The sequence below is a fragment of the Xanthomonas sp. LMG 12460 genome (genome assembly GCF_009192895.1).
In the GTDB taxonomy this organism is placed as follows: domain Bacteria; phylum Pseudomonadota; class Gammaproteobacteria; order Xanthomonadales; family Xanthomonadaceae; genus Xanthomonas_A; species Xanthomonas_A sontii.
Genome location: NZ_NKUH01000045.1, coordinates 1 through 26838 on the forward strand (window position 1 = coordinate 1; position 26838 = coordinate 26838).

22 protein-coding genes and 1 pseudogene are annotated in these 26838 nt (G+C 68.9%); 7 read left to right on the plus strand and 16 right to left on the minus strand.

What is annotated here, in order from left to right; translation table 11 throughout:
- The 13 genes and pseudogenes from CEK66_RS20615 to CEK66_RS10455 all read right to left on the minus strand — a co-directional run.
- Positions 1–78: pseudogene (locus tag CEK66_RS20615) on the minus strand (flagellin); the annotation flags it as partial.
- Between the two features lie 332 nt (positions 79–410).
- Positions 411–1616, minus strand: a complete 1206-nt coding sequence (flgL, locus tag CEK66_RS10400; RefSeq protein WP_017914297.1) for a flagellar hook-associated protein FlgL — start codon at positions 1614–1616, stop codon at positions 411–413.
- A complete protein-coding gene (gene flgK / locus CEK66_RS10405; RefSeq protein ID WP_152236876.1) occupies positions 1613–3487 on the minus strand; it encodes a flagellar hook-associated protein FlgK in 1875 nt (624 codons plus the stop codon). The genes flgL and flgK overlap by 4 nt, the downstream gene beginning before the upstream one ends.
- Before the next feature lie 11 nt (positions 3488–3498).
- Entirely contained in the window at positions 3499–4707 is a 1209-nt protein-coding gene (flgJ, locus tag CEK66_RS10410; protein ID WP_152236877.1) for a flagellar assembly peptidoglycan hydrolase FlgJ, read from the minus strand.
- 1 nt (position 4708) lies between these two features.
- Positions 4709–5827 (minus strand): flagellar basal body P-ring protein FlgI, encoded by a 1119-nt coding sequence (locus CEK66_RS10415; protein WP_017912877.1) that lies wholly within the window; start codon positions 5825–5827, stop codon positions 4709–4711.
- A gap of 8 nt (positions 5828–5835) precedes the next feature.
- Positions 5836–6537 carry a flagellar basal body L-ring protein FlgH gene (gene flgH, locus CEK66_RS10420; RefSeq protein ID WP_017908575.1) on the minus strand — a complete coding sequence of 234 codons (702 nt, stop codon included), beginning with the start codon at positions 6535–6537 and terminating at the stop codon, positions 5836–5838.
- Between the two features lie 23 nt (positions 6538–6560).
- Positions 6561–7346, minus strand: coding sequence for a flagellar basal-body rod protein FlgG (gene flgG, locus CEK66_RS10425; protein ID WP_017908574.1), 786 nt, complete (start codon positions 7344–7346; stop codon positions 6561–6563).
- Positions 7347–7448: 102 nt separating this feature from the next.
- Positions 7449–8204, minus strand: a complete 756-nt coding sequence (locus CEK66_RS10430; RefSeq protein ID WP_017908573.1) for a flagellar basal body rod protein FlgF — start codon at positions 8202–8204, stop codon at positions 7449–7451.
- Between the two features lie 106 nt (positions 8205–8310).
- Complete coding sequence (gene flgE / locus CEK66_RS10435) at positions 8311–9534, minus strand: flagellar hook protein FlgE (protein ID WP_043091976.1); 1224 nt, start codon at positions 9532–9534, stop codon at positions 8311–8313.
- Between the two features lie 29 nt (positions 9535–9563).
- Positions 9564–10238, minus strand: a complete 675-nt coding sequence (locus tag CEK66_RS10440; protein ID WP_017908571.1) for a flagellar hook capping FlgD N-terminal domain-containing protein — start codon at positions 10236–10238, stop codon at positions 9564–9566.
- Positions 10239–10279: 41 nt separating this feature from the next.
- Positions 10280–10687: a flagellar basal body rod protein FlgC gene (gene flgC / locus CEK66_RS10445; RefSeq protein WP_017908570.1), complete on the minus strand. Its 408-nt coding sequence runs from the start codon at positions 10685–10687 to the stop codon at positions 10280–10282.
- A 2-nt stretch (positions 10688–10689) separates the two neighbouring features.
- Positions 10690–11088 (minus strand): flagellar basal body rod protein FlgB, encoded by a 399-nt coding sequence (flgB, locus tag CEK66_RS10450; RefSeq protein ID WP_152236878.1) that lies wholly within the window; start codon positions 11086–11088, stop codon positions 10690–10692.
- Between the two features lie 172 nt (positions 11089–11260).
- Entirely contained in the window at positions 11261–12211 is a 951-nt protein-coding gene (locus CEK66_RS10455; RefSeq protein WP_026143352.1) for a chemotaxis protein, read from the minus strand.
- 113 nt (positions 12212–12324) lie between these two features.
- Between CEK66_RS10455 and flgA the strand changes: the two genes are divergently transcribed.
- The 4 genes from flgA to CEK66_RS10475 all read left to right on the plus strand — a co-directional run bounded on the left by flgA (position 12325) and on the right by CEK66_RS10475 (position 15003).
- Positions 12325–12969, plus strand: a complete 645-nt coding sequence (gene flgA, locus CEK66_RS10460; protein ID WP_148828688.1) for a flagellar basal body P-ring formation chaperone FlgA — start codon at positions 12325–12327, stop codon at positions 12967–12969.
- Positions 12970–13035: 66 nt separating this feature from the next.
- Complete coding sequence (gene flgM, locus CEK66_RS10465; RefSeq protein ID WP_026143351.1) at positions 13036–13353, plus strand: flagellar biosynthesis anti-sigma factor FlgM; 318 nt, start codon at positions 13036–13038, stop codon at positions 13351–13353.
- A gap of 2 nt (positions 13354–13355) precedes the next feature.
- Positions 13356–13694: a flagella protein gene (locus tag CEK66_RS10470; protein WP_026143350.1), complete on the plus strand. Its 339-nt coding sequence runs from the start codon at positions 13356–13358 to the stop codon at positions 13692–13694.
- 85 nt (positions 13695–13779) lie between these two features.
- Positions 13780–15003 (plus strand): ATP-binding protein, encoded by a 1224-nt coding sequence (locus CEK66_RS10475; RefSeq protein ID WP_017908564.1) that lies wholly within the window; start codon positions 13780–13782, stop codon positions 15001–15003.
- A 158-nt stretch (positions 15004–15161) separates the two neighbouring features.
- Here CEK66_RS10475 and CEK66_RS10480 read toward each other — a convergent pair whose 3' ends face one another.
- The gene (locus CEK66_RS10480) at positions 15162–16886 is read right to left on the minus strand and encodes an EAL domain-containing protein (protein ID WP_010341742.1); all 1725 of its coding nucleotides are present in this window, start codon (positions 16884–16886) and stop codon (positions 15162–15164) included.
- Between the two features lie 4 nt (positions 16887–16890).
- Positions 16891–18993: a PAS domain S-box protein gene (locus CEK66_RS10485; RefSeq protein ID WP_226978571.1), complete on the minus strand. Its 2103-nt coding sequence runs from the start codon at positions 18991–18993 to the stop codon at positions 16891–16893.
- A 163-nt stretch (positions 18994–19156) separates the two neighbouring features.
- On the opposite strand from CEK66_RS10485, the gene CEK66_RS10490 reads away from it, so the two are divergent.
- The 3 genes from CEK66_RS10490 (at position 19157) to CEK66_RS10500 (ending at position 25559) form a co-directional block, all read left to right on the plus strand.
- Positions 19157–21946 carry a bifunctional diguanylate cyclase/phosphodiesterase gene (locus CEK66_RS10490; protein ID WP_026143349.1) on the plus strand — a complete coding sequence of 930 codons (2790 nt, stop codon included), beginning with the start codon at positions 19157–19159 and terminating at the stop codon, positions 21944–21946.
- A 519-nt stretch (positions 21947–22465) separates the two neighbouring features.
- Positions 22466–24223 (plus strand): ABC transporter permease subunit, encoded by a 1758-nt coding sequence (locus CEK66_RS10495; protein ID WP_152236879.1) that lies wholly within the window; start codon positions 22466–22468, stop codon positions 24221–24223.
- Positions 24224–24239: 16 nt separating this feature from the next.
- Positions 24240–25559, plus strand: a complete 1320-nt coding sequence (locus CEK66_RS10500; RefSeq protein ID WP_010341738.1) for a nitrate/sulfonate/bicarbonate ABC transporter ATP-binding protein — start codon at positions 24240–24242, stop codon at positions 25557–25559.
- Positions 25560–26475: 916 nt separating this feature from the next.
- On the opposite strand, the gene CEK66_RS10505 is transcribed toward CEK66_RS10500, so the two are convergent.
- Entirely contained in the window at positions 26476–26775 is a 300-nt protein-coding gene (locus CEK66_RS10505; RefSeq protein WP_017908266.1) for a hypothetical protein, read from the minus strand.
- Between the last annotated feature and the right edge of the window lie 63 nt (positions 26776–26838).

Consider the following 26838-nt stretch of genomic DNA (forward strand, 5'->3'; position numbering starts at 1 on the left):
CGCCAGGCTGGCGCTGGTGGTATTGAGGTTCCGCTGAGCGTTCAGCGACATTACGTTGGTATTGATGACCTGTGCCATTTTGATATCTCCTCTAAGCGATTTGTCCGGCAACCGGTTGGTGCCTGGAGTCTCCGCAGGGGGCCATCAATTTGGCCAGTGCGGCTGGTGATATAAGTAACGGCGACAGGCTCGCAACCTTTAGCGATTTACTGCAGAAAATTTGCCGTTCCGGCGATGCGCAAAACACCAGGAATACCGCGGAGAGCCTTTCTCGGCCGCACTTCGGCAAACTTTAGGGCTGCCTGCGCGTTGTCTACTTATCCAGCGGCGATGACGATCTTTGTATAACGCGAAAGGCCCGGAAGCGTCGCCGCGCTCCGGGCCTTTCTGTATATCCGGTATATCGCCGATCAGCCGAGCCGGTCGAACAGCGACATCCTCTGCATCTGGGTAAAGATGGTCTGTGCCGCTTTCAGCGCCGACTGTTCCAGTTGGTACTGGGAGATCGCCTGTGCGTAGTCGAGGTCGCGCAGCGAGGACAGGGTGGTCTTCAGGGTCACGTCGTTGGAGGCGCGCAGGTCGGTGGCGTTGTCGATCGCCGCGAGCTGGGCGCCGCCGGCGGCGCGCGCGTCGATCATCTTCGACGAGGCCTGGGTGATGTCGCGCATCGACGACTGCAGACCGTTCTGCAGCGCAGCCTTGGCGGCCGGAGTGATCGGATCGGTGTTGAGCAGGTTGACCAGGTTGCTGATGGTGGAGAACACGTTCTTGGTGGTCGAGGCGCCGATCTGGAAGCTGTCGCCGGCGGCGGGGGCGCCGTCCACGCGCATCTTCAAGCCGGGCAGGCCGATGCTCTCGCCGGCGGCATAGGTGCCGGTGTTGACCACCGCGCCACTGCTGTCGCGCACCTCGTAGGTGGTGGCGGCGGTGAACACGACACTGTAGCTGCCGCCGTTCCAGGCGCTGCCGGAGCCGTCGCGGCTGAAATCCAGCAGCAGGCCGGTGCCGGTGTTGCCGGCGGCCGCATGCGCGTCCACGGTGCCGTCGCCGGTGGGCACGCGCATGAAGATCTCGCTGCCGGGCAGGGTGTCGGAGACCTTGGTGTCAGGTGCCACTTCCACGCTGCGCTGGGTCTGGTTGCCGCTGTAGACCACGTTGCCCGAGACCACGGCGAACGGGGCCGCATCGTCGGCGGTGCCGCCGAACAGGTAGCGGCCGGAGCCGTCGGTGCTGTTGGACAGGCTCAGCAGGCTGTCGTGCAGGGTCTTCAGCTCCGCGGCGATGGCCTTGCGGTCGGGCGTGGTCAGCGCCGAACTATTGGCTTCCACCGTCAGATCCTTGACCCGCGCCATCAGGTCGCCGGCCTGCGCCAGCGAGTTTTCCTGCAGGTTGAGCCGGTTCTGCACGTTGTTGGCGTTGTCGCCGAAGCGCGCCAGCGCGGCCACCGTGCGGTCTAGGCTGACCGCGGTGCCCGCGGCGACCGGATCGTCGGCCGCACTGACGATGCGCTGACCGGTGGAGAGCTGTTGCTGCAGGTGCGAGATCGTCGCCTGCTTGCCGAGCATGGTGTTGAGCGACTGATTGAAGATCATGCCGCTGGAGATGCGATTGCTCATCGGACCGCGCTCAGGATGGACTGGAACAGGGTGTCGGCGGTGGAGATCAGGCGCGAGGCCGCCTGGTAGGCCTGCTGCAGACGCAGCATGTCCGCCGCTTCCTCGTCGAGGTTGACGCCGGACAGCGAGTCGCGCGCGTCCTGTGCGCTGCTCTGGATCACGTCCTGCGCATCGGCCGCGTACTTGGCCTGGCGCGCCGCCGAGCCGACCGTGGTGGTCAGACCGGCCACCGCACCGTTGAGGGTGATGGTGCCGCCGTTGAAGGCCTTGGCATCGTCCAGGTTGGACAGCAGCAGGGCGTTGCCGTTGTTGCTCGAGCCGACCCCGGTCGGGCCCACCGCGAAGCTGTCGCCGGCGGACGGGACCCCGTCCATGGTCAGGCTCCAGCCGTTGGCGCTGATGGTCTGGCCGGCGGTGTAGGTCTGCGGCGCGCCGCCGTTGATCGAGTAGTGGGTGGAATCGATGAAGGCGATGTTCGCCGGCGTCAGCAGGTTGGCATTGCTGGCGTTGGTCGCGGCGACGTTGCTGACCTTGCCGGTGCCCTGGTTGCTGAGCGTGGCGCTGGCCTGGATCGGCGTCGCCGCGGCGATGCGCGAGGGGTCGCTGATGGCCACGGACAGCTTGCTGATGGCATTGGCGGTGGGCTGCAGCAGGAACTTGTCGCCGCTGGCGGCGGTGCCGGAGACCTGCAGGGTCACGCCGTTGACCACGAACGGATCGGCGTTGGTGCCGGAGCCGCTCATCGGGACGCTGGCGCCGGTGTCGGCGCGGCTGGCGCTCCAGGCGGTGCCGTTGTAGGTCAGTAGCAGGTTCTGCCCGTCGAGCTTGCTCAGGTCGCTGACGTTGGCGGTGAATGCCGCGGTGCCGGTATTGGCGCTGTTGCCGTCCACGGTCGGCGCCGGCAGGTTGAAGAAATCGCCGCCCATCTGCCCGTACAGGTCCATGCCGGCGCGGTGCTGCTGGTTGTAGCTGCTGGCCACGCCGGTGGCGATGCGGCCGAGTTCGGCCTTGGTCGGATCCAGGACGTTGCTGCGGAACTCCAGGAAGCCGCCGATCTGCCCGCCCAGCGCCTTGCTGGTGAGCGGCGTCGAGCCGCCCGGCGTCTTCAGCGCGATCTGCAGCTTTTCCGGCTGGTAGGGATCGGGACTGGTGACCAGGGTCGACGCATTGGTGCCGACCACCATCGCCTGGCCGCCGGAGGTGTAGACGTTCATCATCCCGCCGTCCTGCTGGATGACGCTACCGCCGGTGTAGCCGATGAGCTGGCCGATCATCTGGTCGCGGCGATCGAGCAGGTCCGGTGCGGCGGCATTGGCGTTGGAGCCGATCTGGCCGTTGAGCTTGGCGATCTCGGTGGCCAGGCGGTTGGCCTCGGCGGTGCCGGCCAGCAGGCCGTTGTTGACTTCGCTGCCGAGCGAATCGAGCTGGCCGTTGAGCTGCTTGAAGCGGGTGACCAGCGAATTGCCGGCGTCCAGCAGGTTCTGCCGGTTGGCGCTGGCCGAGGCGTTGGAGGACAGGCCGGTGGTGGCGTCGAAGAAGTTCGACCACTGCCCGGCGATGCTGGTGGCCTTGTCCGAGAACAGCCCGTCGACGCGGCTGGACAGGCTGGAGAGCTGCTTCAGCCGGGCGACTTCGCCGGTGCTGTCGAACAGGCGCGAGATCGCCAGCTGGTCGGCGACGCGGGAGACGTCGGTGATCTGGGTGCCGTTGCCGATGAACTCGCTGCCGTACTGGCTCGGGACCGTGGTCGCGAACGTCGTCCGCTGCCGGCTGTAGCCGTCGGTATTGATGTTGGCGACGTTGTGGCTGACCGTGGACAGGGCCCGCTGGAAGGCGAGCAGGGCGCCGGTACCGGTGGAGAGGATGGACATGGACGGCTACCTCAACGGCGCACGAGGCCGGACGGATCGACGGTGCTGGCCAGCACGCGCTCGATGCCGCCGGCGGCGGCGCTGCCGATCGCGGCCACCGCACGGCCGATAGTCGGGCCGCCGGCGATGGCGGCGATCTTGGCTGCGTAGGCGGGGTCGGTGGCGTAGCCGGCGCGCTGCAGGCCCTGGGCGAAGCCGCGGATGTCGGTGCCGGCCTTCAGTGCTTGCTGGTAGCGCGGATTGGTCTTCAGCAGGCGCACGTAGTCGGCGAAGCTTTCCGCCGGCGAGGAATAGGCACGGAAATCGGCGGTCTGCGACTGCTTGACCCCGTCCACGTACTCGTGGGTGCCGGTGGTCACGCGGTCGCCGTTCCAGCCGGTGGCCTTGATCCCGAACAGGTTGTTGGAACTGGCGCCGTCGCCGCGGGAAATGCCGCGGCGGCCCCAGCCGGTTTCCAGCGCTGCCTGCGCGACCAGGGCGCGCGCGTCCACGCCCAATTCCTGCGCGGCCTTCTGCGCATGGTTCCAGATCTTGGCGACGAAGCCTTCCGGTGTGCGCTCGCCGAGGCTGGCCGCGGCGGCGTTGGCGGCCGCGGCGGCGCTGGGATCGATGGCGGTGCCGCTGTCGGCGGCCGCCTGCACGTTCGACCAGCGGTCGTCGGCACCGGCCCAGGACAGGCCGGCGCTGCCGTCGGCCGGGCTGCTGCCAATGGCCTGGTGCATGGCGCTGCTCTCGCGGCCGGCGATCATGTCCAGCACCTGTTGCTGCGGGGCGGCGGTCGCCTCGGCGCCGCTCCACGGGCCGACGCCGGCGCCGGCCGTGGCACCGGCGGCAAGCGCGGCTTCGCCCTGCAGCGCCATCGGGCCGTTGCCGGACTGGCCGGACACCAGCGAGTAGGCCTTGGCCGCCTTGGCCGCGCCCAGCGAGGTATTGGCCGGCGTGGTCGCCGCCGGCTGGCCGCCACCGAGCTGCTTGGAGATCATCGCCGCCAGGCCCAGCCCCTTGCCGTCGGTCAGGCCCTTGGCGAGCTGCTGGTCGTACATGTCGCGGAAGGTCTGGTTCTCGCCGGGGAACAGCGAATTGCCGAAACTGGCCTCGCGCATGCTTTTGACCAGCATGTTGGCGAACTGCCCTTCGAGCTGGCGCGAGACCTTGTCGATCTTGGCCGGATCGTTCTGGGTAGAGGCGTGCAGGTCGAAGGGAGCGGCCGAGATACGCATGTCAGATCACCTCCAGCTCCGCGCTCAGGGCACCAGCCTGCTTGAGCGCTTCCAGAATCGCGATCAGGTCGCCAGGCGCGGCGCCGACCTCGTTGACCGCCCGCACGATCTGATCCAGCGAGGTGCCGCCCTCGAACTTGAACATGCGGCTGCCTTCGTTGGTGGCGGTGATGGTGGACTTGGGCGTGGCCACGGTCTGGCCGCCACTCAGCGCATTGGGCTGGCTGACCTGGGTGCCTTCGCTGATGGTCACCGTCAGCGAGCCGTGCGAGATCGCCGCCGGGCTGACCCGGACCTGCGAGCCGATCACCACCGTGCCGGTGCGGGCGTTGACCACCACCTTGGCCGGTGCCGCACCCGGCGACAGCTCGACGTTCTCGATCCGTGCCAGCAGGCCGATGCGCGCGCTCTGGTCGGTGGGCGAACGCACCGCCACGGTGGACCCGTCCACCGCATGCGCGCTGCCGGGGCCGAAGGTGCTTTCCAGCGCCGAGACCATGCGCGAGACGGTGGTGAAATCGGGCTGGTGCAGGTTCAGGGTGATCTCGCCGGTGTTGCCGAACACGTCCGGCAGCGCACGTTCCACCGTCGCGCCGTTGGGGATCAGGCCGACGCTGGGCACGTTCACCGAGATCCGCGAACCGTCCTTGCCCTGCGCGCCGAAGCCGCCGACCACCAGGTTGCCCTGCGCGACCGCATAGACCTGGCCGTCGGCGCCCTTCAGCGGCGCCATCAGCAGGGTGCCGCCGCGCAGCGAGATGGCGTTGCCGATCGAGGAGACGGTGATGTCGATGGTCTGGCCCGGCTTGGCGAACGCCGGCAGCTGCGCGCTGATCGCCACCGCGGCCACGTTCTTCAGCTGCGGATTGACGTTGGCCGGCACGTTGACGCCCAGCTCGCCGAGCATGTTCTTCAGGCTCTGCACGGTGAAGGGCGCCTGGCTGGTGCGGTCGCCGCTGCCGTCCAGGCCGACGACCAGGCCGTAGCCGACCAGCGCGTTGTTGCGCACGCCGCCGACCTGGGCCAGGTCCTTGATGCGTTCGGCCGCGGCCGGCGCGGCCAGACCGGCGCACAGGGCGACGGCGGCGAGCAGGCGGCAGGGCAGGGACAGAAGAGTCATGGCGGGCCTCAGTACGGCGAGATGCGCGAGTTGAAGAAGCGGCTCAGCCAGCCCATCGCGTTGGACTGCGCGACCGCGCCGCGGCCGCCGTAGGCGATGCGCGCTTCGGCCACCTTGCTGGAGGGAATGGTGTTGTCCGGGGCGATGTCGGCGGCGCGGACCACGCCCTGCACCTGCACCAGTTCGTCGCCCTGGTTCAGCCGCAGGTTCTTCTGGCCCTGGATCACCAGATTGCCGTTGGGCAGGCGCTGCATCACGGTCACGGTGATGCTGCCCTGCATGGTGTTGCTCTGCGCGGTGTTGCCCTTGCCGGCGAAGCTGCGGTCGCCGCTGGTGGAGTTGTTGAGGATGTTGGTGCCGTTGACGGTGAGCGGCGCGCCCAGCAGCGTCGGCGTGGCCATGGTCACCGCGTCCTTCTTGCTGATGCTGGTGTTGGCGGTACTGCTGGCGTTGGTGCTTTCGACCAGGGTGATGGTCAGCAGGTCGCCGACGTCGCGGGCGCGGCGATCGGAGTACAGCTGCAGGCCGGGGCCGGCGGCGTAGATCGCACCTGCGGTCGGCTGCGCCTGCGGCGCCATCACCGGCACGATCGGCGCCATCGGCGCGTACGGACGCACGTCGCCGGCGGCCACGCCCAGACCGGCGCAACCGCCGAGCAGGACCGGCAGCAGCAGCGCGGCGGAGAAGGAGAGAGAGGACAGGCGCGACATGGCGGATTCCGGAGGCGAGGGGATCAGACGTTGTTGTTCAGATAGCCGAGCATCGAGTCGGTGGTGGAGATGGCCTTGGCGTTCATCTCGTAGGCGCGCTGGGTCTCGATCATGCTCACCAGCTCTTCCACCACATTGACGTTGCTGCCTTCCAGCGCGCCCTGCGCGATCTTGCCGAGGCCGTTGAGGCCGGGCGTGCCGTTCGTCGCCGGCCCGGAGGCGGCGGTTTCCACATACAGGTTCTGGCCCTGGGCCTGCAGGCCGGAGGGATTGATGAAGTCGGTCAGGGTCAGCGCGCCGACCTGCAGTGCCGCGGCGGTACCGGCGACCTGCACGCTCACCGTGCCGTCGGAGCCGATGGTCACCGACTGCGCGCCTTCCGGAATCTGGATGCCCGGCTGGATCGGGTAGCCGCTGTTGGTGACCAGTTGGCCCTGCGCATCGATCTGGAAGCTGCCGTCGCGGGTGTAGGCCGAGGTGCCGTCCGGCATCTGCACTTCGAAGAAGCCGCGGCCGTTGACCATCACGTCCAGGGCGCGATCGGTCTGCTGCTGGCTGCCCTGCTCGAAATCCTTGGCGGTGGCGACCACGCGCACGCCGGTACCCACCTGCAGGCCCGAGGGCAGCTGCGTCTGCGAGGAGCTGGCGCCGCCTGGCTGCCGCAGCTGTTGGTACAGCAGGTCCTCGAAGTTGGCGCGGTCGCGCTTGAAACCGGTGGTGTTGGTGTTGGCCAGGTTGTTGGAGACGACCGACATGCGCGTCTGCTGCGCATCCAGTCCGGTCTTGGCGACCCACAAAGCCTGATTCATGACCCGAGTTCCTCTGATGGTGGCCCCGGCACGACGCGCCGGGGGCGCAGGGAGTGATGCACGTGCCGTGCCAAACCGGCGCCGCTGGCGCCGCGGCGTGCCTTAGCCGTTCAGACGCAGCAGGGTGTTGGCCGACTGCGCGTTCTCGTCGCCGTTCTTGATGACCTTCACCTGCATTTCGAACTGGCGCTGCAACTGGATCATCTGCACCAGCGCGCCGGCGGCATCGACGTTGCTGCCCTCGAGTACCCCGGTTCGCAGCGAATTGCCGGTGGCCGGCGCAAAGGCCTTGGCCGGATCGTCGCTGACATTGCGCATCAGGCCGTCGGGCCTGCGCGTGAGCTGGTCCGCCGGTGCCTGCACCACCTTCAGCGTGGCGATGGTGCTCATCGCGGTGGGAGCTTCGCCCAGCGGCACGATCGACACCGTGCCGTCGTTGCCGATCTCCAGCGACTGGTGCGGCGGAATCGCCACCGGATTGCCCTGGTCGTCGAGCACCGCATGGCCGCTGGCGGTGACCAGTTGACCGTTCGGGGTCAGCGCCAATTCGCCGCCGCGCGTATAGGCCTCCTTGCCGTCGGCGGACTGCACCGCCAGCCAGCGATCGGCATCCAGCGACAGATCCAGTGGATTGCCGGTCTGGTGCTGGGCGCCGACGTCGCGGTTGAACCCCTGGTCGATGTGCAGCGCATCGATCCGCGACGGATAACCGGCGCCAGGAATCCGATAGGCCTCGGTATTGGCCAGCGCCGCCTTGAACCCGGAGGTCTCGACGTTGGCCAGGTTGTGCGACACGGTGGCCTGCGCCTGCAGCGACGCGCGGGCGCCGGTCATGGCGACGTAGAGGGCTTTGTCCATTGGAGGGAACCGGGAATGGGGAATCGGGAATGGCGGAAAGCGGGAGGTCGGTGGCGGGAACCGCGTTTACGATTCCCGTTTCCCCATTCCCGATTCCCGGTGGTCATCAACGCATATTGATGATGGTCTGCGTGACCTGATCCTGGGTCGAGATCACCTGCGAGTTCGCCTGGAAGTTGCGCTGGGCCACGATCATGTTGACCAGCTGCTCGGTCAGGTCGACGGTCGAGGATTCCAGTGCGCCGGACTGCACGCTGCCGAAGTCCGAGGTCGCAGGCGAGCCGGTGCGGGCGATGCCCGACGCCGAGCTTTCCGCCCAGGCGTTGTCGCCGAGCGAACTCAGGCCCTGCGGATTGACGAAGTTGGTCACTGCGATCTGGCCCAGCGCCTTGTCGGCGTTGTTGGAGTAGCGCGCGTAGACGATGCCCTTCTCGTCGATGCTGATCGAGTTGAGCTTGCCGCTGGCGTAGCCGTCCTGGGTCGCGCCGCGCAGGGCGAAGGCTTCGCCGTACTGGGTCGACCCGAACACGTTGAGGGTCAGCGACAGGGTGCCGGCGCCGGTGGAGGGCGTGAAGGTGCCCAGCGCGATCTTGCCGTCGGCCGGGCTGACCAGCGCGCCGCTGTTGGAGAACTGCAGCGTGCTGGCACCGCCGGCGGCGACGCCGTCCACGTAGTTGTAGACGGTCCACTGGTTGGGCGTGGAGGTCTTGACGAAGTACGAGGTCTGCACGTGGGCCACGCCCAGCGAGTCGTACACCGTGGTGCCGCCGCTGGAGTTGTTGTAGCTGTTGGCGTCGTTCGGATCGAACGTGGTCACCGTCGGCGGCTGGGTGTTGCCGGGCAGGGTGAAGGTCAGGTTGACCGTGCTGGTCTGCTTGGGCGGGCTGTCGGTGGTCAGCAGCTGCAGGTCGGTCAGGGTGCCGGCGGCGAAGCCGTTGCCGTTGCTCGCCGGCGGGAACACCTGCAGCCGCGCGCCCTGCGGATTGACCACATAGCCGTTGGCGTCGGTCTGGAAGTTGCCGGCGCGCGAGTACACGCGGGCGCCGTTGTTGGACAGGGTGAAGAAGCCGGAGCCGGAAATGGCCAGGTCCAGGCTGCGTCCGGTCGGATCGATGGTGCCCTGCGAGAACTGCTGGGCGACGTTGCTGACGCGCACGCCCGAACCCACCGCGTTGCGCGCCAGGCCGTAGCCGTTGAGCGTGAACTGGTCGGCGAACTCGGCGCGCGAGCCCTTGAAGCCGGTGGTGTTGGCGTTGGCGATGTTGTTGGCGGTGACGTTGAGGTCGGTATTGGCCGCCCTGAGGCCGGACAGCGATGTATTGAAACCCATGGTGGACTCCTGTGGATGTCGGCGTGGCGTTAGCTGACGCGGAGGACGTTGGTCAGCGGCGTGGTGCCGAGCCCGGTCAGATCGAGATAGATGCCGTCCGATCCGATGATGGCGCTCTCGACCGGCGCCTGGACGTAGGTGGACAGGGACAGTTGGTTGCCCTGGGCATCGGTCTGCCCAGCGGTGATGCTGTAGCTGCCGGCCGGCATGCGCTTGCCGCTGGCGTCGGTGCCGTCCCAGGCGAAATCGAGCTGGCCGGCCTTGTCGGCGGTGAGGCTGATCTTCTTGATCGGCTGGCCGGTGGCGTCGCTGACGGTGACGTCGACCACGCCGGCGGCCTTGGCAGCGACCAGGCCGCCGGTGCTGCCCTCGGCGCCCAGCGGCAGCGTCGCCGACGGCACCAGCACCTTGTGCCCGATCAGGTTGGCGCCGCGCAGCACCTGGTCGGTGCTCATCGACGAGGACAGCGCGGTGACGGTCTTGTTGAGGTCGCCGATGCCCTGCACGGTGGACAGCTGCGCCATCTGCGCGACCATCTGGCTGTTGTCCATCGGCTTGAGCGGATCCTGGTGCTGCAGTTGCTCGGTCATCAGCTTCAGGAAGTCCGCCTGCTGCAGCGCCTTGTTCTTGGTGGTGCTGGTGTTGGCCGAGGCGCTCAGGCCCAGGCTGGAATAGGTGTCGGTGGAGGTGGTGACGCTGCTCATGGAAGCGGTCCTGGGACGTGACGCGGCGGAAGGAGGGCGGATCAGCGGCCCATGGTCAGAGTGGCCAGCGCCAGTTCCTTGGCGGTGTTGAGCACCTCCACGCCGGCCTGGTAGTTGCGCGAGGCGGAGATCAGGTTGACCATCTGCGAGACCGGGTCCACATCGGGCGAATAGATGTAGCCCTCGGCGTCGGCGAGCGGATGGCCGGGTTCGTAGCGCTTGATCGGCGGTGCGTTGGTCTGGGCGATTTCCTTGACGTTGACCGAGGTCAGGCTGCTGTCGTGCGGGTTGCGCACCGCCTGGAAGATCGGCTCGATCGGCTTGTAGGCCGCCTCCGCCGAACCGGCCACCGAATCGGCGTTGGACAGGTTGCTGGCGATGGTGCTCATGCGCACCGACTGCGCCTGCAGCGCGGAGCCGGCGACGTCGAAGATCGGCAGGTTGCTCATGCTTATTGGCCCGTGATCGCGGTGAGCATGCTGCGCACCTTGGATTCGAGGAAGCTCAGCGAGGCGCGGTACTCCAGCGCGGCGCGGCCGTAGGCGGCGCGTTCGGCGTCCGGGTCGACGGTGTTGCCGTCCATGCTGGGCTGGCTGGCGGCCCGGGTGATCTGGAACGGATTCAGGCCATCGCCGCCGACGGCGATGTGGCGGCTGTCGTCGACCGTGAGCTGGGTGCCTTCGCGCTGTCCCTGCGCGGCACGCATCGCCGCGTCGAAATCCAGGTCCTGGGCCTTGTACCCGGGCGTGTCGACGTTGCTGAGGTTGCTGGCGATCAGCTTCATGCGCTGCTCGCGCAGTGGCAGGGCGTCGCCATGGACGCCGAAGTAGGCTGTGATCGGATTGGACATGGCACGATCCCGCGGTTCGTTGCCGAAACCACAGGCAAGGCGCGTGCCAAAGGGGGCGCGGGGCCCGGAAGATCAGATGGTCGGTCGCGGGACGCCGGCAGCGTCCGCGCTTTCTATAGGGCGTCAGCCCGGCCGCTTGACGGGGCGCGGCGCCTGGGTCGGGCTGCCCGGGTCAGGCGGCCGCTTGCGCTGCCGCGGCGACCACCCGCAGCCGGGTCAGCACGTACTCGGCCAACTCGTTGGGGCTGTACTTGGCCACGAAGGCATTGGCGCCCACGCGCTCGACCATCGCATTGTTGAACACGCCCGACAGCGAGGTGTGCAACAGCACGTACAGGCCGGCCAGCCCGGGGTGACGGCGGATTTCCGTCGTCAGCGTGTAGCCGTCCATGGCCGGCATCTCGATGTCCGAGATCACCATGGCGTAGCGTTCGGCCGGATTCTCTCCGGCGGCGTGGATCTGCAAGAGATGGTCCAGGGCCTGGCGGCCGTCCGACAGCAGGGTCGCGCCGACCCCGAGCTGGTCCAGCACGCTGCGGATCTGCTGCCGCGCCACCCGCGAGTCGTCGACCACCAGCACCTGCAGCTGCGGGCCGGTGAGCGCCAGCGACGGGTCCAGGTTGGCCTCGACCCGGGTCTGGGCGATGTCGGCCAGCACGCTTTCCACGTCGATCACCTGGATCAACTCGCCCTGGAAACGGGTCACCGCGGTCAGGTAGCTGGACTCGGCGCCCAGTTCCGGCGGCGGATGGATGTCCTCCACCGCGATGTTGACGATGCGTTCCACGCCGCTGACCAGGAAGCCCTGGACCGAGCGGTTGAACTCGGTCACCACCAGATAGCCTGGGGCGGTGTCCGCGTTCGGCTCGCGCTCCGGATGGCCGATGGCCAGGCCCAGGTCGAGCACCGGCACCGAGCGCCCGCGCACGTCGGCGACGCCGGAGAATTGCAGCGGCAGCCCCGGCACCTGGAACAGCTCCGGCCGGCGCAGCACTTCCTGCACCTTGAAGACGTTCACGCCAAAAAGCTGACGACCGCCCAGCCGGAACAGCAGCAGGGCAAGCCGGTTGTGGCCCGCCAAGCGGGTGCGCTGGTCGATTCGGTTGAGAAGGTCATGACTCATGGCGTTCATATCGGCGCCTGCGCGGCGGAACTTGAGGGCGCGGTCCGGATCGGTCGTGCGGTTTGCGGCACGGCCTTTGCATGGTGCCGGCGACCTTTCCCAGAGAGACGGCCATGCGCCCGATCCTATTGCTGGTCCTGCTGGCGGCGACGCCGGCCTGGGCTGCGGACTTCCAGCCGGTGGAGTCGATCCGTGCCGCGGCGTTGTCGCTGGCCGGGGCCGACGCCGATGCCGAGGCGACCCTGGACCCCTCGGTGCGGGTGCCGCTGTGCCCGGTGCCGCTGCAGGCGCAGCCGACCGGCACCACGACCGTGGAGGTGAGTTGCCCGCGTGAGACCGGCTGGCGGCTGTTCGTCCCGGTCAAGGTGCGGCGCATGCAGCATGTGCTGGTGCTGGCGCGCGGCCTGTCCGCTGGAGAAACCATCGGCGCGGCCGATATCGTCCCCGAGAAGCGCGACGCGGCGCGCATCGTCGGCGCCGCGATGACCGAGCCGGAAGCGGCGATCGGCAAGGTGGTGCGGCGAACCTTGCCGGCCGGCACCCTGCTGTCCGCCACCGACCTGGTCGCGCCGCGGCTGGTCCGGCGCGGCGACAATGTGGCGCTGGTGGCACGCAGTGGCGGCCTGGAAGTGCGCATGTCCGGCCGTGCACTGGGCGATGCGGGCGAAAACGAGCGGGTGACCGTCGAAAACCTGTCGTCCAAGCGCATCGTTCAGGGAACTGTGTCACAAAATGGCGACGTTTTAGTGACGCGCTAAGAATCCGGCTAAAGTTCTCCGACGCTGTGCCGTTACCTACACCGAACCCGTAACAGGATGTCCGTCATGACCCAGAAAATTGAAGGGAGTTTGCCGAGCCCGGCCACCCTTCGCACGTCGTCCGTCTCGACCAAGGCCGCCTCCGGCGCGTCCGAGGAAGGCAAGGAGCGTGCGGTCGGTGCGGCCGCAGCCACCGATAGCCTGCGCCTGACCGGCGAAGCGTCCGGTCTGCAGACCCTGCAACGCCAACTGTCGGCCGCGCCGGCGGTGGACAGCAGCCGCGTCGATGCGGTGCGCTCGGCGCTGCAGAACGGCAGCTACAAGATCAACCCCGACGCGATCGCCAGCCGCATGATCGACATGGATCGGCAACTCGGCGCATGAACATGTCCGTGACCAACCCCCTGCAGCAGCTCAGCGACGCGCTCGCCGGCGAGCGCCAGGCGTTGTTGGATCACAACGTGGAAGGCCTCATGCAGGCGACCAGCGCCAAGCTGGCGGCACTGCGCGCACTCGAGGCCGACGTGCCCGCCGGCGCAGAGGCCGAACTGCGGCTGCGTGAGCTGGCCGACGCCAATCGCGCCAACGGCGCGCTGCTGTCGCGGCGCCGACGCGAGGTCAACTGGGCGCTGCGCCACCTCGGCCGCAGCGAGAGCGCGTCGTCCTACGACGCCAACGGCGAGTCCAGCACGCCGCTCTCCCAGCGTCCGCTGGCGGTCGCCTAAGCCGCGGCGCAGTCCCACTGCGGGACGCGCATCCGCCGGCGGCAACGGCGTATATTGGGCATCCATCGATCGCCCGCCGCCTGTCGTGAATTTCGCCGAAATCAATCCCAACGCACCGCTCGTCCTGCCCGCACGCGAGAACCTGCTCGCCCTGAGCGAACTGCTGTACGAAGGCGTGGTGCTGTTCCGCGCCGACGGCCAGTTGCTGCTCGCCAACAGCGCCGCGCGCCGCCATCTCTCCTCCAGCGCCGACACCGGCGCATTGGCCTCGCATCTGGCGCAGTGGCTGCCGGGCGACGCGCTGTCGCAGGCGCGCAGCAGTGGCCGCTGGAGCGGCAGCCTGCCGACCGAACAGCACGTGGTGCTGGCGCACCTGTACTTCCACGCCGACGCGGACGGCGGCCATTACCTGATGCTGATCCAGGGCATCGAAGGCCAGCAGGACTACGAGCAGGAACTGCAGCAACGCCACGCCGAGCTGCGCCAGGCCTACCTGCGCCTCAACGGCGCCCAGGAAAAACTGCTGCAGTCGGAGAAGATGGCCTCGATCGGCCAGCTCGCCGCCGGCGTCGCCCATGAGATCAACAACCCGATCGGCTACGTCCATTCCAACCTGGGCAGCCTGCAGGAATACCTGCGCAGCCTGTTCACCCTGATCGAGGCCTACGAGCGCGCCCTGCGCGCGCCGGATCCGAAGGCGCTGATCCCGGAGATCGACGACATCCGCAACCGCTTCGACATCGATTTCATCAGCCGCGACCTGCCGCAACTGATGGCCGAGTCGCGCGAAGGCATCGAGCGGGTGACCCGCATCGTCCGCGACCTCAAGGACTTCTCCTATTCCGGCCGCGAGGAGTCGTGGAAGCTGGTGGACCTGCACTCGGGCCTGGAATCCACGATCAACATCATCTGGAACGAGCTCAAGTACAAGGTCACCCTGGAGCGCCACTACGGCAATCTGCCGCTGGTGGAGTGCCTGCCGTCCGAGCTCAACCAGGTGTACATGAACCTGCTGCTCAACGCCGGCCAGGCGATCGGCGAGCGCGGCACCATCGTGGTCAGCACCGGCCAGGACGGCGAGGAGGTGTGGATCGAGTTCAAGGACTCCGGCGCCGGCATTGCGGCGGACCTGCTGCAGCGCATCTTCGACCCGTTCTTCACCACCAAACCGGTCGGCAGCGGCACCGGCCTGGGCCTGTCGATCTCCTACGGCATCGTCAACAAGCACCACGGCCGCATCGACGTGAGCAGCGTCGTGGGCGAGGGCTCGACGTTCCGGATCGTGATTCCGGTTAGGCAGCCCAAGTAGCTGGGAATGGGGAATCGGGAATGGGGAATCGGAACAGCGGGTACACTGCCGCTGCCGCTTTCCGCACCCGATGTCGTTTCAGTGAACTGACCTGAAAAAAGAAAAGCCGCGATGCGGCTTTTCCCATTCCCCATTCCCGATTCCCCACTCCCAGCCCCTCAGGGTCCCGCATCCCGCCGCTGTTCGTCGTGCGTGCGGAAGGCCTGGCGGATGTGTTCGCGCAGTTCGTCGTCGTTCCAGGGCTTGGTCAGGAAGCGGTAGATCGCGCCGCGGTTGATCGCGTCGGTGACGGTGGCCAGGTCGGTGTAGCCGGACAGGACCAGGCGGATGGTGTCGGGGTAGAGCATCTTCACCCGGCCCAGGAACTCGGTGCCGCTCATGTCGGACATGCGCTGGTCGGACAGGATCACCTGCACGTCGTTGGTGGCGAGCAGGTCGAAGGCGTCGCGGACGTTGCCGGCAGCGAGGATGCGGTAGCCGTCGCGGCGGAACAGCCGCACCAGCGAGCGCAGCACGTTCTCTTCGTCGTCGAGCAGCAGCAGGGTGCGGTCCGGGCGGGTCTCGGTGAACGATTCCGGGCGCAGGTAGCGCCGTCGCAGGGCCATGCCCGCCGCTTCGGCGGACATCGGTTCGCCGAACAGATAGCCCTGGAAGATGTCGCAATCGTTGCGGCGCAGGAAGCCGAGCTGCGCCTGCGATTCCACGCCGTTGGCGATCACCACCATGCCCAGCTGGTGGCCCATGGCGATGATCGCGCGGGCGATCGCCGCCTCGCGGTTGCCGGCCGGCGCGCTCTTGATGAAGCTGCGGTCGATCTTCAGCTTGTCCACCGGGTAGCGCACCAGTGCGCTGAGGCTGGAATCGCCGGTGCCGAAGTTGTCCAAGCTCAGGCTGATGCCTTCGCGGCAGAGATTAGCCAAGGTCTCGTGGACGAAGTTGACGTTGTTGGTCAGCGCGCTCTCGTTGATCTCCAGCACCACCATCTGCGGTGGCACCCCGGCCGCCTGCAGCGCCGACATCACCTCGTTGAAGAAGGTCGGGCGCAGCAGTTGCAGGGTGGAGACGTTGACCGCGATGGTGAAGTCGTCGAAGCCCTGGTCGCGCCACAGCCGCGCCTGGCGCAGCGCGCCTTCCATCACCCAGGTGCCGATCTGCACGATCACGCCCAGGCGCTCGGCGGTGCGCATGAAGCGCTCCGGCACCAGGATGCCCAGGGTCGGCGACTGCCAGCGCAGCAGCGATTCCATGCCGACCACGCGGCCGTCGCGGGCGCTGACCATCGGCTGGTAGCGCAGGCGCAGCTCGCCGTTGGGAATGGCGTCGACGATCTGCCGCGAGATGATGCTCTCGCTGTGCGCGCTGGGCGGGCCGTCGGCGGCGTACAGGCGCACCAGGTTGCCGCCTTCGCGCGCGGCCTGATAGACCGCATCCTCGGCGAAGTCGAGCAGGGTCGACAGCCGCGTGGAATGCTCCGGGCACAGGCTCACGCCGATCTTGCCGGTCATGAACAGGGTGTACGGCAGCACCGACAGCGGCAGTTCGATCTGCTGCCGGATCTCCTCGGCGAAGGCTTCCGGCGGCGGCACGTCGGCGGTGCGCGGTACCGCCATCACCAGTTCGTCGCTGCCGTGGCGCCACAACAGGCCGCGGCCGCGCAGGTGCGCCTGCAGCCGGTGCGCGAGCAGGGCCAGCGCCTGGTCGCCGACCTCCGGGCTCATGTTCTCGTTGATCGAGGCGAAGTGGTCGATGTCGATGTGCAGCAGCATCACCCCCGGCCCGCCGGCGAGCGCCTCGGCGATCATGCCGGTCAGGGCGGGATGGCCCGCGCCCAGGCGCGACGGCAGTTCGTCGTCCACGGGTACGGCGCTGGCGGGATTCCACATCGGCTCAGGTTCCAGGCGGGGGCGACGGTGGTGCCGCGGTGGTGTAGGGCAGGCACAGCGTCACCCGGGTGCCGGCGCCGGGCGCGGTGTCGATCTGCAGGGTACCGCCGGCGCTCTGCGCGCGCTCGCGCATCACGATCAGGCCCAGGCCGCGCGGCCCGGCCGGATCGAAACCGTCGCCATCGTCGACCACTTCCAGGCGCAGGCGCTGGCGTTCCTCGTCGCCGAGGGTCATCCGCACCTCGCCGGCGCTGGCATGGCGCAGCACGTTGGTCAGGCTCTCCTGGGCGATGCGGAAGCAGGCCTGTTCGACCTCGCCGCTGGGGCGCTCGGGCAGGGTGGCGATGTCCAGGTGCAGGCGCACCGGCGACGCGCGGAACAGCATGCCGGCCTGCCAGCGCAACGCCGCTTCCAGGCCCAGCGCGTCCAGTTGCGGCGGCCGCAGCAGCGTGGAGAGGTTGCGCAGCTTGGTGATGCTGCTGTCGGCCAGGCTCACGATCTCGCTGAGGTCCTCGCGGCGGCGCTCGGCGTCGGTCTCGTCCAGCGCCGCGTGCGCCGACAGCTTCATCGCGGTGATCGCCTGGCCGATGTCGTCGTGCAGGTCGCGCGAGATCGCCCGGCGCTCGTCTTCCTGCAGCGAGAACAGGCGCCGCGCCATCGCCTGCAGTTCGCGGTTGCTCTGCGCCAGCGCGTCGCGCATGCGTTCCGGTTCGCTGAGGTCGCGCACGATCAGCAGCTTGCAGTCGCGGCCGCTGTAGCGGACGTTGCCGAACGACAGCCCGGCATGGAACAGCGATCCGTCGCGGCGGCACATGCGCGCGGTGGCGCCGCGTTCGCCCTTGGCCCCGGCCGCGCCCATCCGTTGCCGTACCAGCGCCAGGTCGGCGCTGTCGACCAGGCCCTGCAGCGGCTCGCCGAGCAGGTTCTCGCCCTCGAAGCCGAACTGCCCGGCGCAGGCGGCGTTGGCGTACAGCACGTGTTCCTGGTGCAGGATCGCCACACCGTCCGGCAGCACCCGCACCAGTTCGCGGAACTGCTCCTCGCGCTCGTGCAGCAGGCGCCGCGAGCGCTCGTGCTCGGTCACGTCCTGCAGGGTGCCGTGCACGCAGGCGCCGCCTGCGTCGTCGCTGGACGATTCGGCGCGCAGATGCAGCATGCGCGCCTGGCCGTCGGCGGCCAGCACCGGCAGCAGCATGTCCAGTTGCAGCGGCGCGCTGCCGCACAGGTCCTCGATCACCCGCTGGATGCGCGCCTGCGAGGCCACGTCGGGCGGGACCAGCAGCTCTTCCAGGCGGTGCTGGCGCGGCTGGTCCGGCACGCGCCGGCCGAGCATCCGGTAGACCTGCTCGGAGTAACTGCCCAGGCCGCTGGCCCGGTCCAGTTGCCAGGAGCCCAGCCGCGCGATCGACTGCGCCTCCTGCAGATGCTGCAGGGCCTGGTCGCGGCGGCGCTGCGCGTCGTACTCGGCGCTGCGGTCGCTGATGACCACCAGCCGCGCCTGCCGGCCGTGGTAGTCCAGGCTGGTACTGCGCGCCTCGGCCATGCACTGGCTACCGTCGCGCAGGCGCAGCGGCTCGGCCACCACGCAGGTCTTGGACGGGGTCTGCCGGATCGTCTCGATCACCTCGGCCAGGCGGGCGCTGGCGCTGGGCGGCCACAGCCGCGCCAGCTCCAGGCCGACGAACTCGTCGTGCGACCAGCCGAAGAAGGCGACCGCGGTGGGGTTCACGTCGAGGATGCGCAGGCTTTCCAGGTCGTAGACCAGCATCGGGCTGGGATTGGCGTGGAACATCTGCCGGTAGCCGGCCTCCGACAGCGCCAGCCGGGTGTGCGCCTGCACGGCGGCGCGCACCAGCGGGCGCAGCAGGTAGTACAGGGCGATTGCGGTCAGGGTCAGAAACAGGGCGTCGTTGACCAACTGCAGGACGATCAACGTGCGGGGATCGTCTACGAAATGCGCCAAAACCAGGTCGCTGCCGATCGACAGCGCCAGTCCCAGCAGCACGTACAGCAGCACCACTCTCCAGATGCCGCGGTCCAGGCGCTGCGCCAGGCGCATGCCGGAGGTCGCCTGATTGGGCAGGGAGCTGTCGCGTTGTGGTTGCATGCCCCGGCAGCCTGCTGCGGTGGTCCGTGTCCGGCGGACATCTTAGCCGCTGACGGCCGCCGCGGCCCATGGTCGGGCGGTGCGGGCGCTCAATTAATGCCGCCGGGTGCCGTTATCACCTTCGACCGCTGGCCTTCAGGGCGGCGAAACGGAGCATCTCGGCGTGGATCAAGGCGTCATCGCAAGCTTGCTGCAGCACCCGCTCACCTCGGCGCTCGTTCTGTTGGACGCCGACGGCAGGCCGCTGGCGGCGAACCGGGCAGCGCAGGCACTGGAGCTGCCGCGCACCGTGGAGGCGTACGCCGAGTTGTTGCGTGCGGCCCGCGAGCGCCTGTTCGGCGGCGAGACCATGCTGGCCTGCGCCTTGCCCGGCACCGCCGGGCGACGCCTGGACGGCTGGCTGCGCGCGGTGCGCGACGACAGCGGCGGCCTGCTGGCCTACACCCTCAGCGTGCCCGAACCGGTCGGCAGCGACGGCGCCACCCGCTGGGAGATCGCCCTGGACAGCGCCGAGCACGGGCTGTGGGACTGGGACATTCCCAGCGACACCATCTTCCGCTCCGAGCGCTGGAAGCGGATGCTCGGCTACGCCGGCGATGCTCCGGCCGACGGCCTGAACGCGTTGCTGCCGCTGGTCCACGGCGACGACCAGGAGCGCCTGCGCCAGGCGATCCGCGCGCATTTCGAGGGCCGCACCGAAACCTATATGTGCGAGTTCCGCCTGCGCCGGCAGGACGGGCAGTGGCACTGGATCCTGGACCGCGGCCGCATCGTCGCGCGCACCGCCGACGGCAGCCCGCTGCGCATGATCGGCACGCACACCGACATCCACGAGCAGAAGCTGCTCGAGCAGCGCCTGCGCGACCAGCAGACCCTGCTGCGCGAGGCGCAGCGCATGACCCGCATGGGCAGCTGGTCCTGGGATCCGCTGCGCGACCGGGTGTGGTGCTCGCGCGAATTCCTGCGCGTCACCGGGCTGGACGAACAGCAGGCGCCGAGCAGCCGCGGGTGGCTGCGCCTGCTCAGCCGCGATTCGATGGCGCAGCTGATCTCGGTCTGGCGGCGCATGGCCCGCGAGGCCAAGCCGGCCAACTTCGAGGTCGAGCTGGTGTGTGGCAGCGAGTCGCCGCTGCACCTGCGGGTGTGGGCGCAGCCGCAGGTGGAGGCCGACGGCCGCATCCAGCGCGTGCTCGGCCAGGTGCAGAACATCACCGAGCAGCGCCAGACCGACGCCCTGATCCGCTGGCGCACCGAACTGCTCAACCGCGTCTCGGCGCTGGGCAAGATCGGCGGCTGCGAGATCGAGGTCGGCACCCGGCGCATGCAGTGGACCGAGGAGTGCTACCGCATCCATGGCCTGCGCAAGGAGGCCATCGATCTGGATCACGCGCTGGCCTTGTACACCCAGGACTCGCGCGATGCGTTCGAGTCGGCGCTGGTGCGCATCACCGAGGGCGGCCTGCCGGAGCAACTGGATCTGTGCTTCCACCGCCCGTCCGGGCAGCGCATCTGGGTGCAGGTGCTGATCGAGCTGGACGAACGCGACGGCCTGCCGCCGCGCTTCGTGGTGCTGTTCCGCGACATCACCCGCGAACGCGAGGCCAGCGAGCGCATCGAGCTGCTGGCCCACTACGACCTGCTGACCGGCCTGCCGAACCGGCAGCTGCTGCGCGAGCAGGCCGAGAAGGCGATGCACGAGGCGGTGGAGCGCGGCACCACGCTGGCGATGCTGTTCGTCGACCTGGACGGCTTCAAGAGCATCAACGATTCCTTCGGCCACGCCACCGGCGACGCGCTGCTGAAGCTGGCGGCCACCCGCATGCACCAGCAGCTGCGCACCAGCGACCTGTTCGGCCGTTTCAGCGGCGACGAGTTCGTGGTGGTGCTGCGCGACCTGGCCGAGCCGGGCGACGCCGGGCATGTGGCGCGCAAGCTGATCGCGGCGCTGGCCGAGCCGCTGCACAGCGGCGAGAACGTGATCAAGATCGGCGCCAGCATCGGCATCGCGCTGATGGAGGAGGGGCGCCAGGACTTCGACGGCCTGCTGCGCGCCGCCGACGCGGCGATGTACGCGGCCAAGGAGTCCGGACGCAACACCTGCCATTACTACAGCCAGGACGTGCTGCTGCGCGCGCAGCGGCGCCTGGAGATCGAGCATGCGCTGCATGGCGCGCTGGACCGCGAGGAGTTCTCGCTGGTGTACCAGCCGCTGGTGCACGCGGCGGGCGAGCGCGCGCCGGCGGTGGAAGCGCTGCTGCGCTGGCACCGCCCCGGCCACGGCCATTGCAACCCGGCCGAGTTCATTCCGATCGCCGAGGAATGCGGCGAGATCGTGCGCCTGGGCGACTGGGTGATCGGCGAGGCCTGCCGCCAGGCCGCGGCCTGGGATGCGGCGGGGCTGAGCTTCGACCGGGTCTCGGTGAACGTCTCGGCGATGCAGTTGCGCGACCGCGGCTTCGCCGAACGGGTCATCGAGCTGTGCCAGCGCAATGGCTGGTCGCCGAAGCGGCTGGAGCTGGAGCTGACCGAGTCGGCGCTGATCCGCGACAGCGAATCGCTGCGCCGCTGCTTCGAACTGTTCGAGCAGGAAGGCGTGCTGCTGGCGGTCGACGACTTCGGCACCGGCTTCTCCAACCTGCATTACCTCAATCGCTTCCCGGTGCAGCGCCTGAAGATCGACCGCAGCTTCGTGCAGGACATGCTGCACGACAGCGGCACCGCCAAGGTCACCCAGGCGATCGTGCAGCTCGGCCACGCGCTGGGCATGCAGGTGGTGGCCGAGGGCGTGGAAACGGTGCAGGAAGAGGCCTTGCTGCGCGAGCAGGGCTGCGACGAGATCCAGGGCTATCTGCACTCGCGGCCGCTGCCGCCGCGCGAGCTGGCCGCCTGGTTGCGCGCGCGCCAGCAGGTGGCGCCGGCCACGCACCCGCGGCTGGTGCTGGCTGCGCAGTGAATGTGCGGCGCCGCGTGCGCCGCACGGACTTGCGGCGACGCAGCAGCTGGCTATACTGCGCGCGCCCATCGTTTTCCGGCCAGAGGCCACCTTCCTTGGACAGTCATCCTAGACCGACGCTGCAGCGACAGAGCTGACAGGACCGCCACGGTCTGGGTCGTCCCAGATGGGTCCCGTCCGCTCAGGACGGGATCGTTCGCCAGCCCCGCGCGGCTGGCCTTGATTCCGAGAATGCGCAAGCCCGATCCGCGAGGACTCCGAGCGTAGCCCCTGGCGTTCCCATCGTCGGAGCCGCCCATGCGCCTGCCATCGCCATCCTCCCTGAGCCGTCCGTCGCTGCGCGGTTGCGTCGTGTGGCGACGGCGTGCGTGCACCGCATTGTCTGGGGACACCCGCGCGGCCGGCAGCGGCTGACGCACGGCGTACATCTTCCCCGGTCACACTGGGCGGTCCGCTTCGCGACCCGCGCCAGCGTCCTTTTTCCTGCGGCGTTCGCTGCCGCTCCTGCCGGATCTTCCCATGCTGCCATTCGCCCGCGACCGCTCCGCGCCCGGACAGCTCGCCGCACGCCCCGGCGTACTGCCCAACCTGCACGATCTTGCGGTGTTCGCGCTGCTGCTGGGCCTGGGTGCGTTGCTGCTGCATGGCGCATCCGACATGCGCGCGCCGCTGCCGCCGGCCGGCACCGCCGCGGTGTCGCTGGACCTGTGGCAGCTCCCCGAATACGGCCTGCGCACCACCTTGCGCATGTTCGCGGCGATGGCCGCCTCGCTGGTGTTCACCTTCGTGGTGGCGACCCTGGCCGCCAAGAGCCGGCGCGCCGAGCGGGTGATCGTGCCGGCGCTGGACATCCTGCAGTCGGTGCCGGTGCTGGGCTTCCTTACCTTCACCGTGACCTTCTTCCTGGGCCTGTTCCCCGGCCGGCAGATCGGCGCCGAACTGGCTTCGATCTTCGCCATCTTCACCAGCCAGGCCTGGAACATGGCGTTCTCGTTCTACCAGTCGCTGCGCAACGTGCCGCGCGACCTGGACGAGGTGTCGCGCGGTTTCGGGCTCAGCGCCTGGCAGCGTTTCTGGCGGCTGGAGGCGCCGTACGCCACGCCCTCGCTGATCTGGAACATGATGATGTCCATGTCCGGCGGCTGGTTCTTCGTGGTCGCCTCCGAGGCGATCAGCGTCGGCGATCACACCCTGGAACTGCCCGGCATCGGCTCGTATCTGGCGCTGGCGATCGCGCAGCGCAACTTCGCCGCGGTCGGCTGGGCGGTGGTGGCGATGGCGGTGCTGATCGCCCTGTACGACCAGTTGCTGTTCCGCCCGATCGTGGCCTGGTCGGACAAGTTCCGCGCCGAACTCACCGCCTCGCAGGACAAGCCGCAGTCGTGGCTGTACGACCTGCTGCGGCGCACGCGCCTGGCCAAGCGCCTGGTCGCGCCGCTGGCCTGGGTCTGGCAGCGCGCCATGCTGGTGCGCTGGGCGCCGCGGCAGCAGCCGCAGCCCGTGGCGGCGCCGCGCGCACCGGGCCGCAGCGGGGTGTGGGGCGATCGGCTGTGGAGCGCGGCGCTGGCCCTGGCCGGTGCGGCCGCGGCGTGGTTCGCCTACGACTATGGCCGCCGCCACCTGGGCCTGCACGACCTGGCCGAGGCCTTCGGCGGCGGCCTGGCCACGCTGCTGCGGGTGGTGGTGCTGATCGCCCTGGCCAGCGTGGTGTGGGTGCCGATCGGGGTGTGGATCGGGCTGCGCCCGAAGGTGGCGCAGCGGGTGCAGCCGCTGGCGCAGTTCCTGGCCGCGTTCCCGGCCAACGTGCTGTTCCCGTTCGCGGTGCTGGCCATCGTCAGCACCGGCGCCGATCCCAACATCTGGCTGTCGCCGCTGATGATTCTCGGCACCCAGTGGTACATCCTGTTCAACGTGATCGCCGGCGCCAGCGCGTTTCCCACCGATCTGCGCGAGGCCGCCACCATCTACCACCTGCGCTCGTGGACCTGGTGGCGGCGGGTGATCCTGCCCGGCATCTTCCCGTACTACATCACCGGTGCGTTGACCGCGTCGGGCGGTTCCTGGAACGCCAGCATCGTGGCCGAACTGGCCAGTTGGGGCCACACCCAGGTGCAGGCCTACGGCCTCGGCGCCTACATCGCCCGCGCCACCGCCGCCGGCGACGGCCCGCGGGTGCTGCTCGGGGTGGCGGTGATGTCGCTGTTCGTGACCCTCTTCAACCGTGCGGTCTGGCGACGTCTGTACGTCTTCGCCGAACGCCGCCTGCGTTTCGACTGATTCCTGGAGACCGACCATGAGCTATTCCGCAAGCGTGCCCGAGCGCGCCCCGCTGGTCCGCGTGCAGGGTGTGCGCAAGACCTACGACAAGGGCGGGGCGACGCCGCTGGTGGTGCTGGAGGACGTCGACCTGACCCTGCATTCGGGGCAGATCGTGGGCCTGCTCGGCCGTTCCGGCTCGGGCAAGTCGACCCTGCTGCGCGCCATCGCCGGGCTGCTGCAGCCCAGCGCCGGCAGCATCGCCTTCCGCGATGCCGCGCCGGGCCAGGTCGCCGACGACATCGCCATGGTGTTCCAGAGCTTCGCCCTGTTCCCATGGCTGACCGTGCTGCAGAACGTGGAAGTGGGCCTGGAGGCGCGCGGCGTGGCCGCCGACGAGCGTCGCCGGCGCGCCCTGGCGGCGATCGACCTGATCGGTCTGGACGGCTACGAGGGCGCCTACCCGAAGGAACTGTCCGGCGGCATGCGCCAGCGCGTGGGCCTGGCGCGGGCGCTGGTGGTGCGGCCGAAGCTGCTGCTGATGGACGAACCGTTCTCGGCGCTGGACGTGCTGACCGCCGAGACCCTGCGTACCGACCTGCTGGACCTGTGGTCGGAAGGGCGCATGCCGATCGAATCGATCCTGATGGTTACCCACAACATCGAAGAAGCGGTGCTGATGTGCGATCGCATCGTGATCTTCGGCGCCAATCCGGGTCGGGTGATCGGCGAGATCGAAGTGACCCTGCCGCAGCCGCGCAATCGCCTGGCGCCGGCGTTCCGCGCCCTGGTCGACGACATCTATGCGCGCATGACTGCCAGCCCGCAGCGGCCGCAGACCCGCGAGGGCGTGTTCCCGGGCAGCGGCATCGCCATGGTGTTGCCGCGCGTCTCGAGCAACCTGCTGGCCGGCCTGATCGAAGCGGTGGCGGCCGAGCCCTACCACGGCCGTGCCGACCTGCCGCCGTTGGCGGCCGGCCTGCAGCTGGAAGTGGACGAACTGTTCCCGATCGCCGAGACCCTGCAACTGCTGCGTTTCGCCGTGTTCGAACAGGGCGACCTGCAGCTGACCCCGGCCGGGCAGCGCTTCGCCGAACTCGGGACCGACGCGCGCAAGCAACTGTTCGCCCAGCACCTGGCCACCTACGTGCCGCTGGCCGCGCACATCCGCCGCGTGCTCGACGAACGCCCGGCGCATCACGCACCGGCGCGCCGCTTCCGCGACGAACTGGAAGACCACATGTCCGAGGCCTACGCGGCGGAGACCGTGCAGGCGGTCACCAGCTGGGCGCGCTACGCCGAATACTTCGCCTACGACAAGCAGGCGGACCTGTTCTCGCTGGAGAATCCGAGCTGATCGCGGGGATTTCAGGCTGTGCGCAGTTTCGGCTTCAGCCGCGACCCGACGGCCAACATTGCAGGAACGGCGTCAGGCATGGCCTTGCTCGCCGCTCACTGCGCCTTGCAGCAACGATGTCGCGATCTGGTCGGAGTCGTTGTGGGAGGGACTTCAGTCCCGACTGCAGGCGCATCGAAGCGCCGGACGGCATCGCGCGTCGCGACTGAAGTCGCTCCCACAGTGACGCTTGCCCACGGCCGGTGGGAGAGGGGTTCAGGCGCGCGCCTGGATGCGACGTCGGTCGGTCAATGTGTCGTAGCTCGCCGCCCAATGCGCCTTGCAGCAACGATGTCGCGATCTGGTCGGAGTCGTTGTGGGAGGGACTTCAGTCCCGACTGCAGGCGCATCGAAGCGCCGGACGGCATCACGCGTCGCGACTGAAGTCGCTCCCACAATGACGCTTGCCCACGGCCGGGCGCTCGCTATTGGGAGAAGGGTTCAGGCACGCGCCTGGATGCGACGCCGGTCGGTCGATGTGTCGTAGCTCGCCGCCGAATGCGCCTTTGCAGCAACGATGTCGCGATCTGGTCGGAGTCGTTGTGGGAGGGACTTCAGTCCCGACTGCATGCGGCCGGCCAGGCACGTGTCGCTCGCGTTTCGCGACCGAATGGCATCGCGCATCGCTGCTTGTTGTCGTGGTTCAGTGAAACCAGCCGTCGCCTCGCAAGAGCGGCTTCAGCCGCGACAGGAGCATTTCCGGTATCGCCTTTAGCGGCTGAAGCCGCTCCTGCAGCCGCGAAGAATGCACGGGCTGCCCGGCCTCCTGCAGCAAGCAAAATCGAGAGATTGGGGCCGGGTGACTCTCTAGCGCGGCGCCCCGAGCGCGCTGCCACATTAGGCACCGCGCGATGCCAACGCAACCGCCGCGATCGACTCAATCGCCGTCGTACAGCGGAAAGTGCACCAGCGGCGCCGGCGTGCCGGCAGCGGCGACCGCGCTGCCGTTGAGGCCCATGTCCCAGGCCAGGCCGGCCCAGACCGGGTCGGCGATGCGCGCGTCCTGCTGCGCCGGTGCGCGTGCGATCAGCAACTGCCGCAGTTCGGCCTGGGCCAGCGTTTCCAGCCGTCGCAGGGCGTGGCCGGGCTGGCGCGGTGCGGTCACCGGCCGGATGCCGGGTGCGGCCACCGGCTCGGACGCAGGCACGTGCGCGCCGCTGCTGTCATCGCAGGACATGGCCGCAACTCGGGACAGGGACTGGAGATGCATCGACATCGACGGGGCCGGACGGGAAGGGCA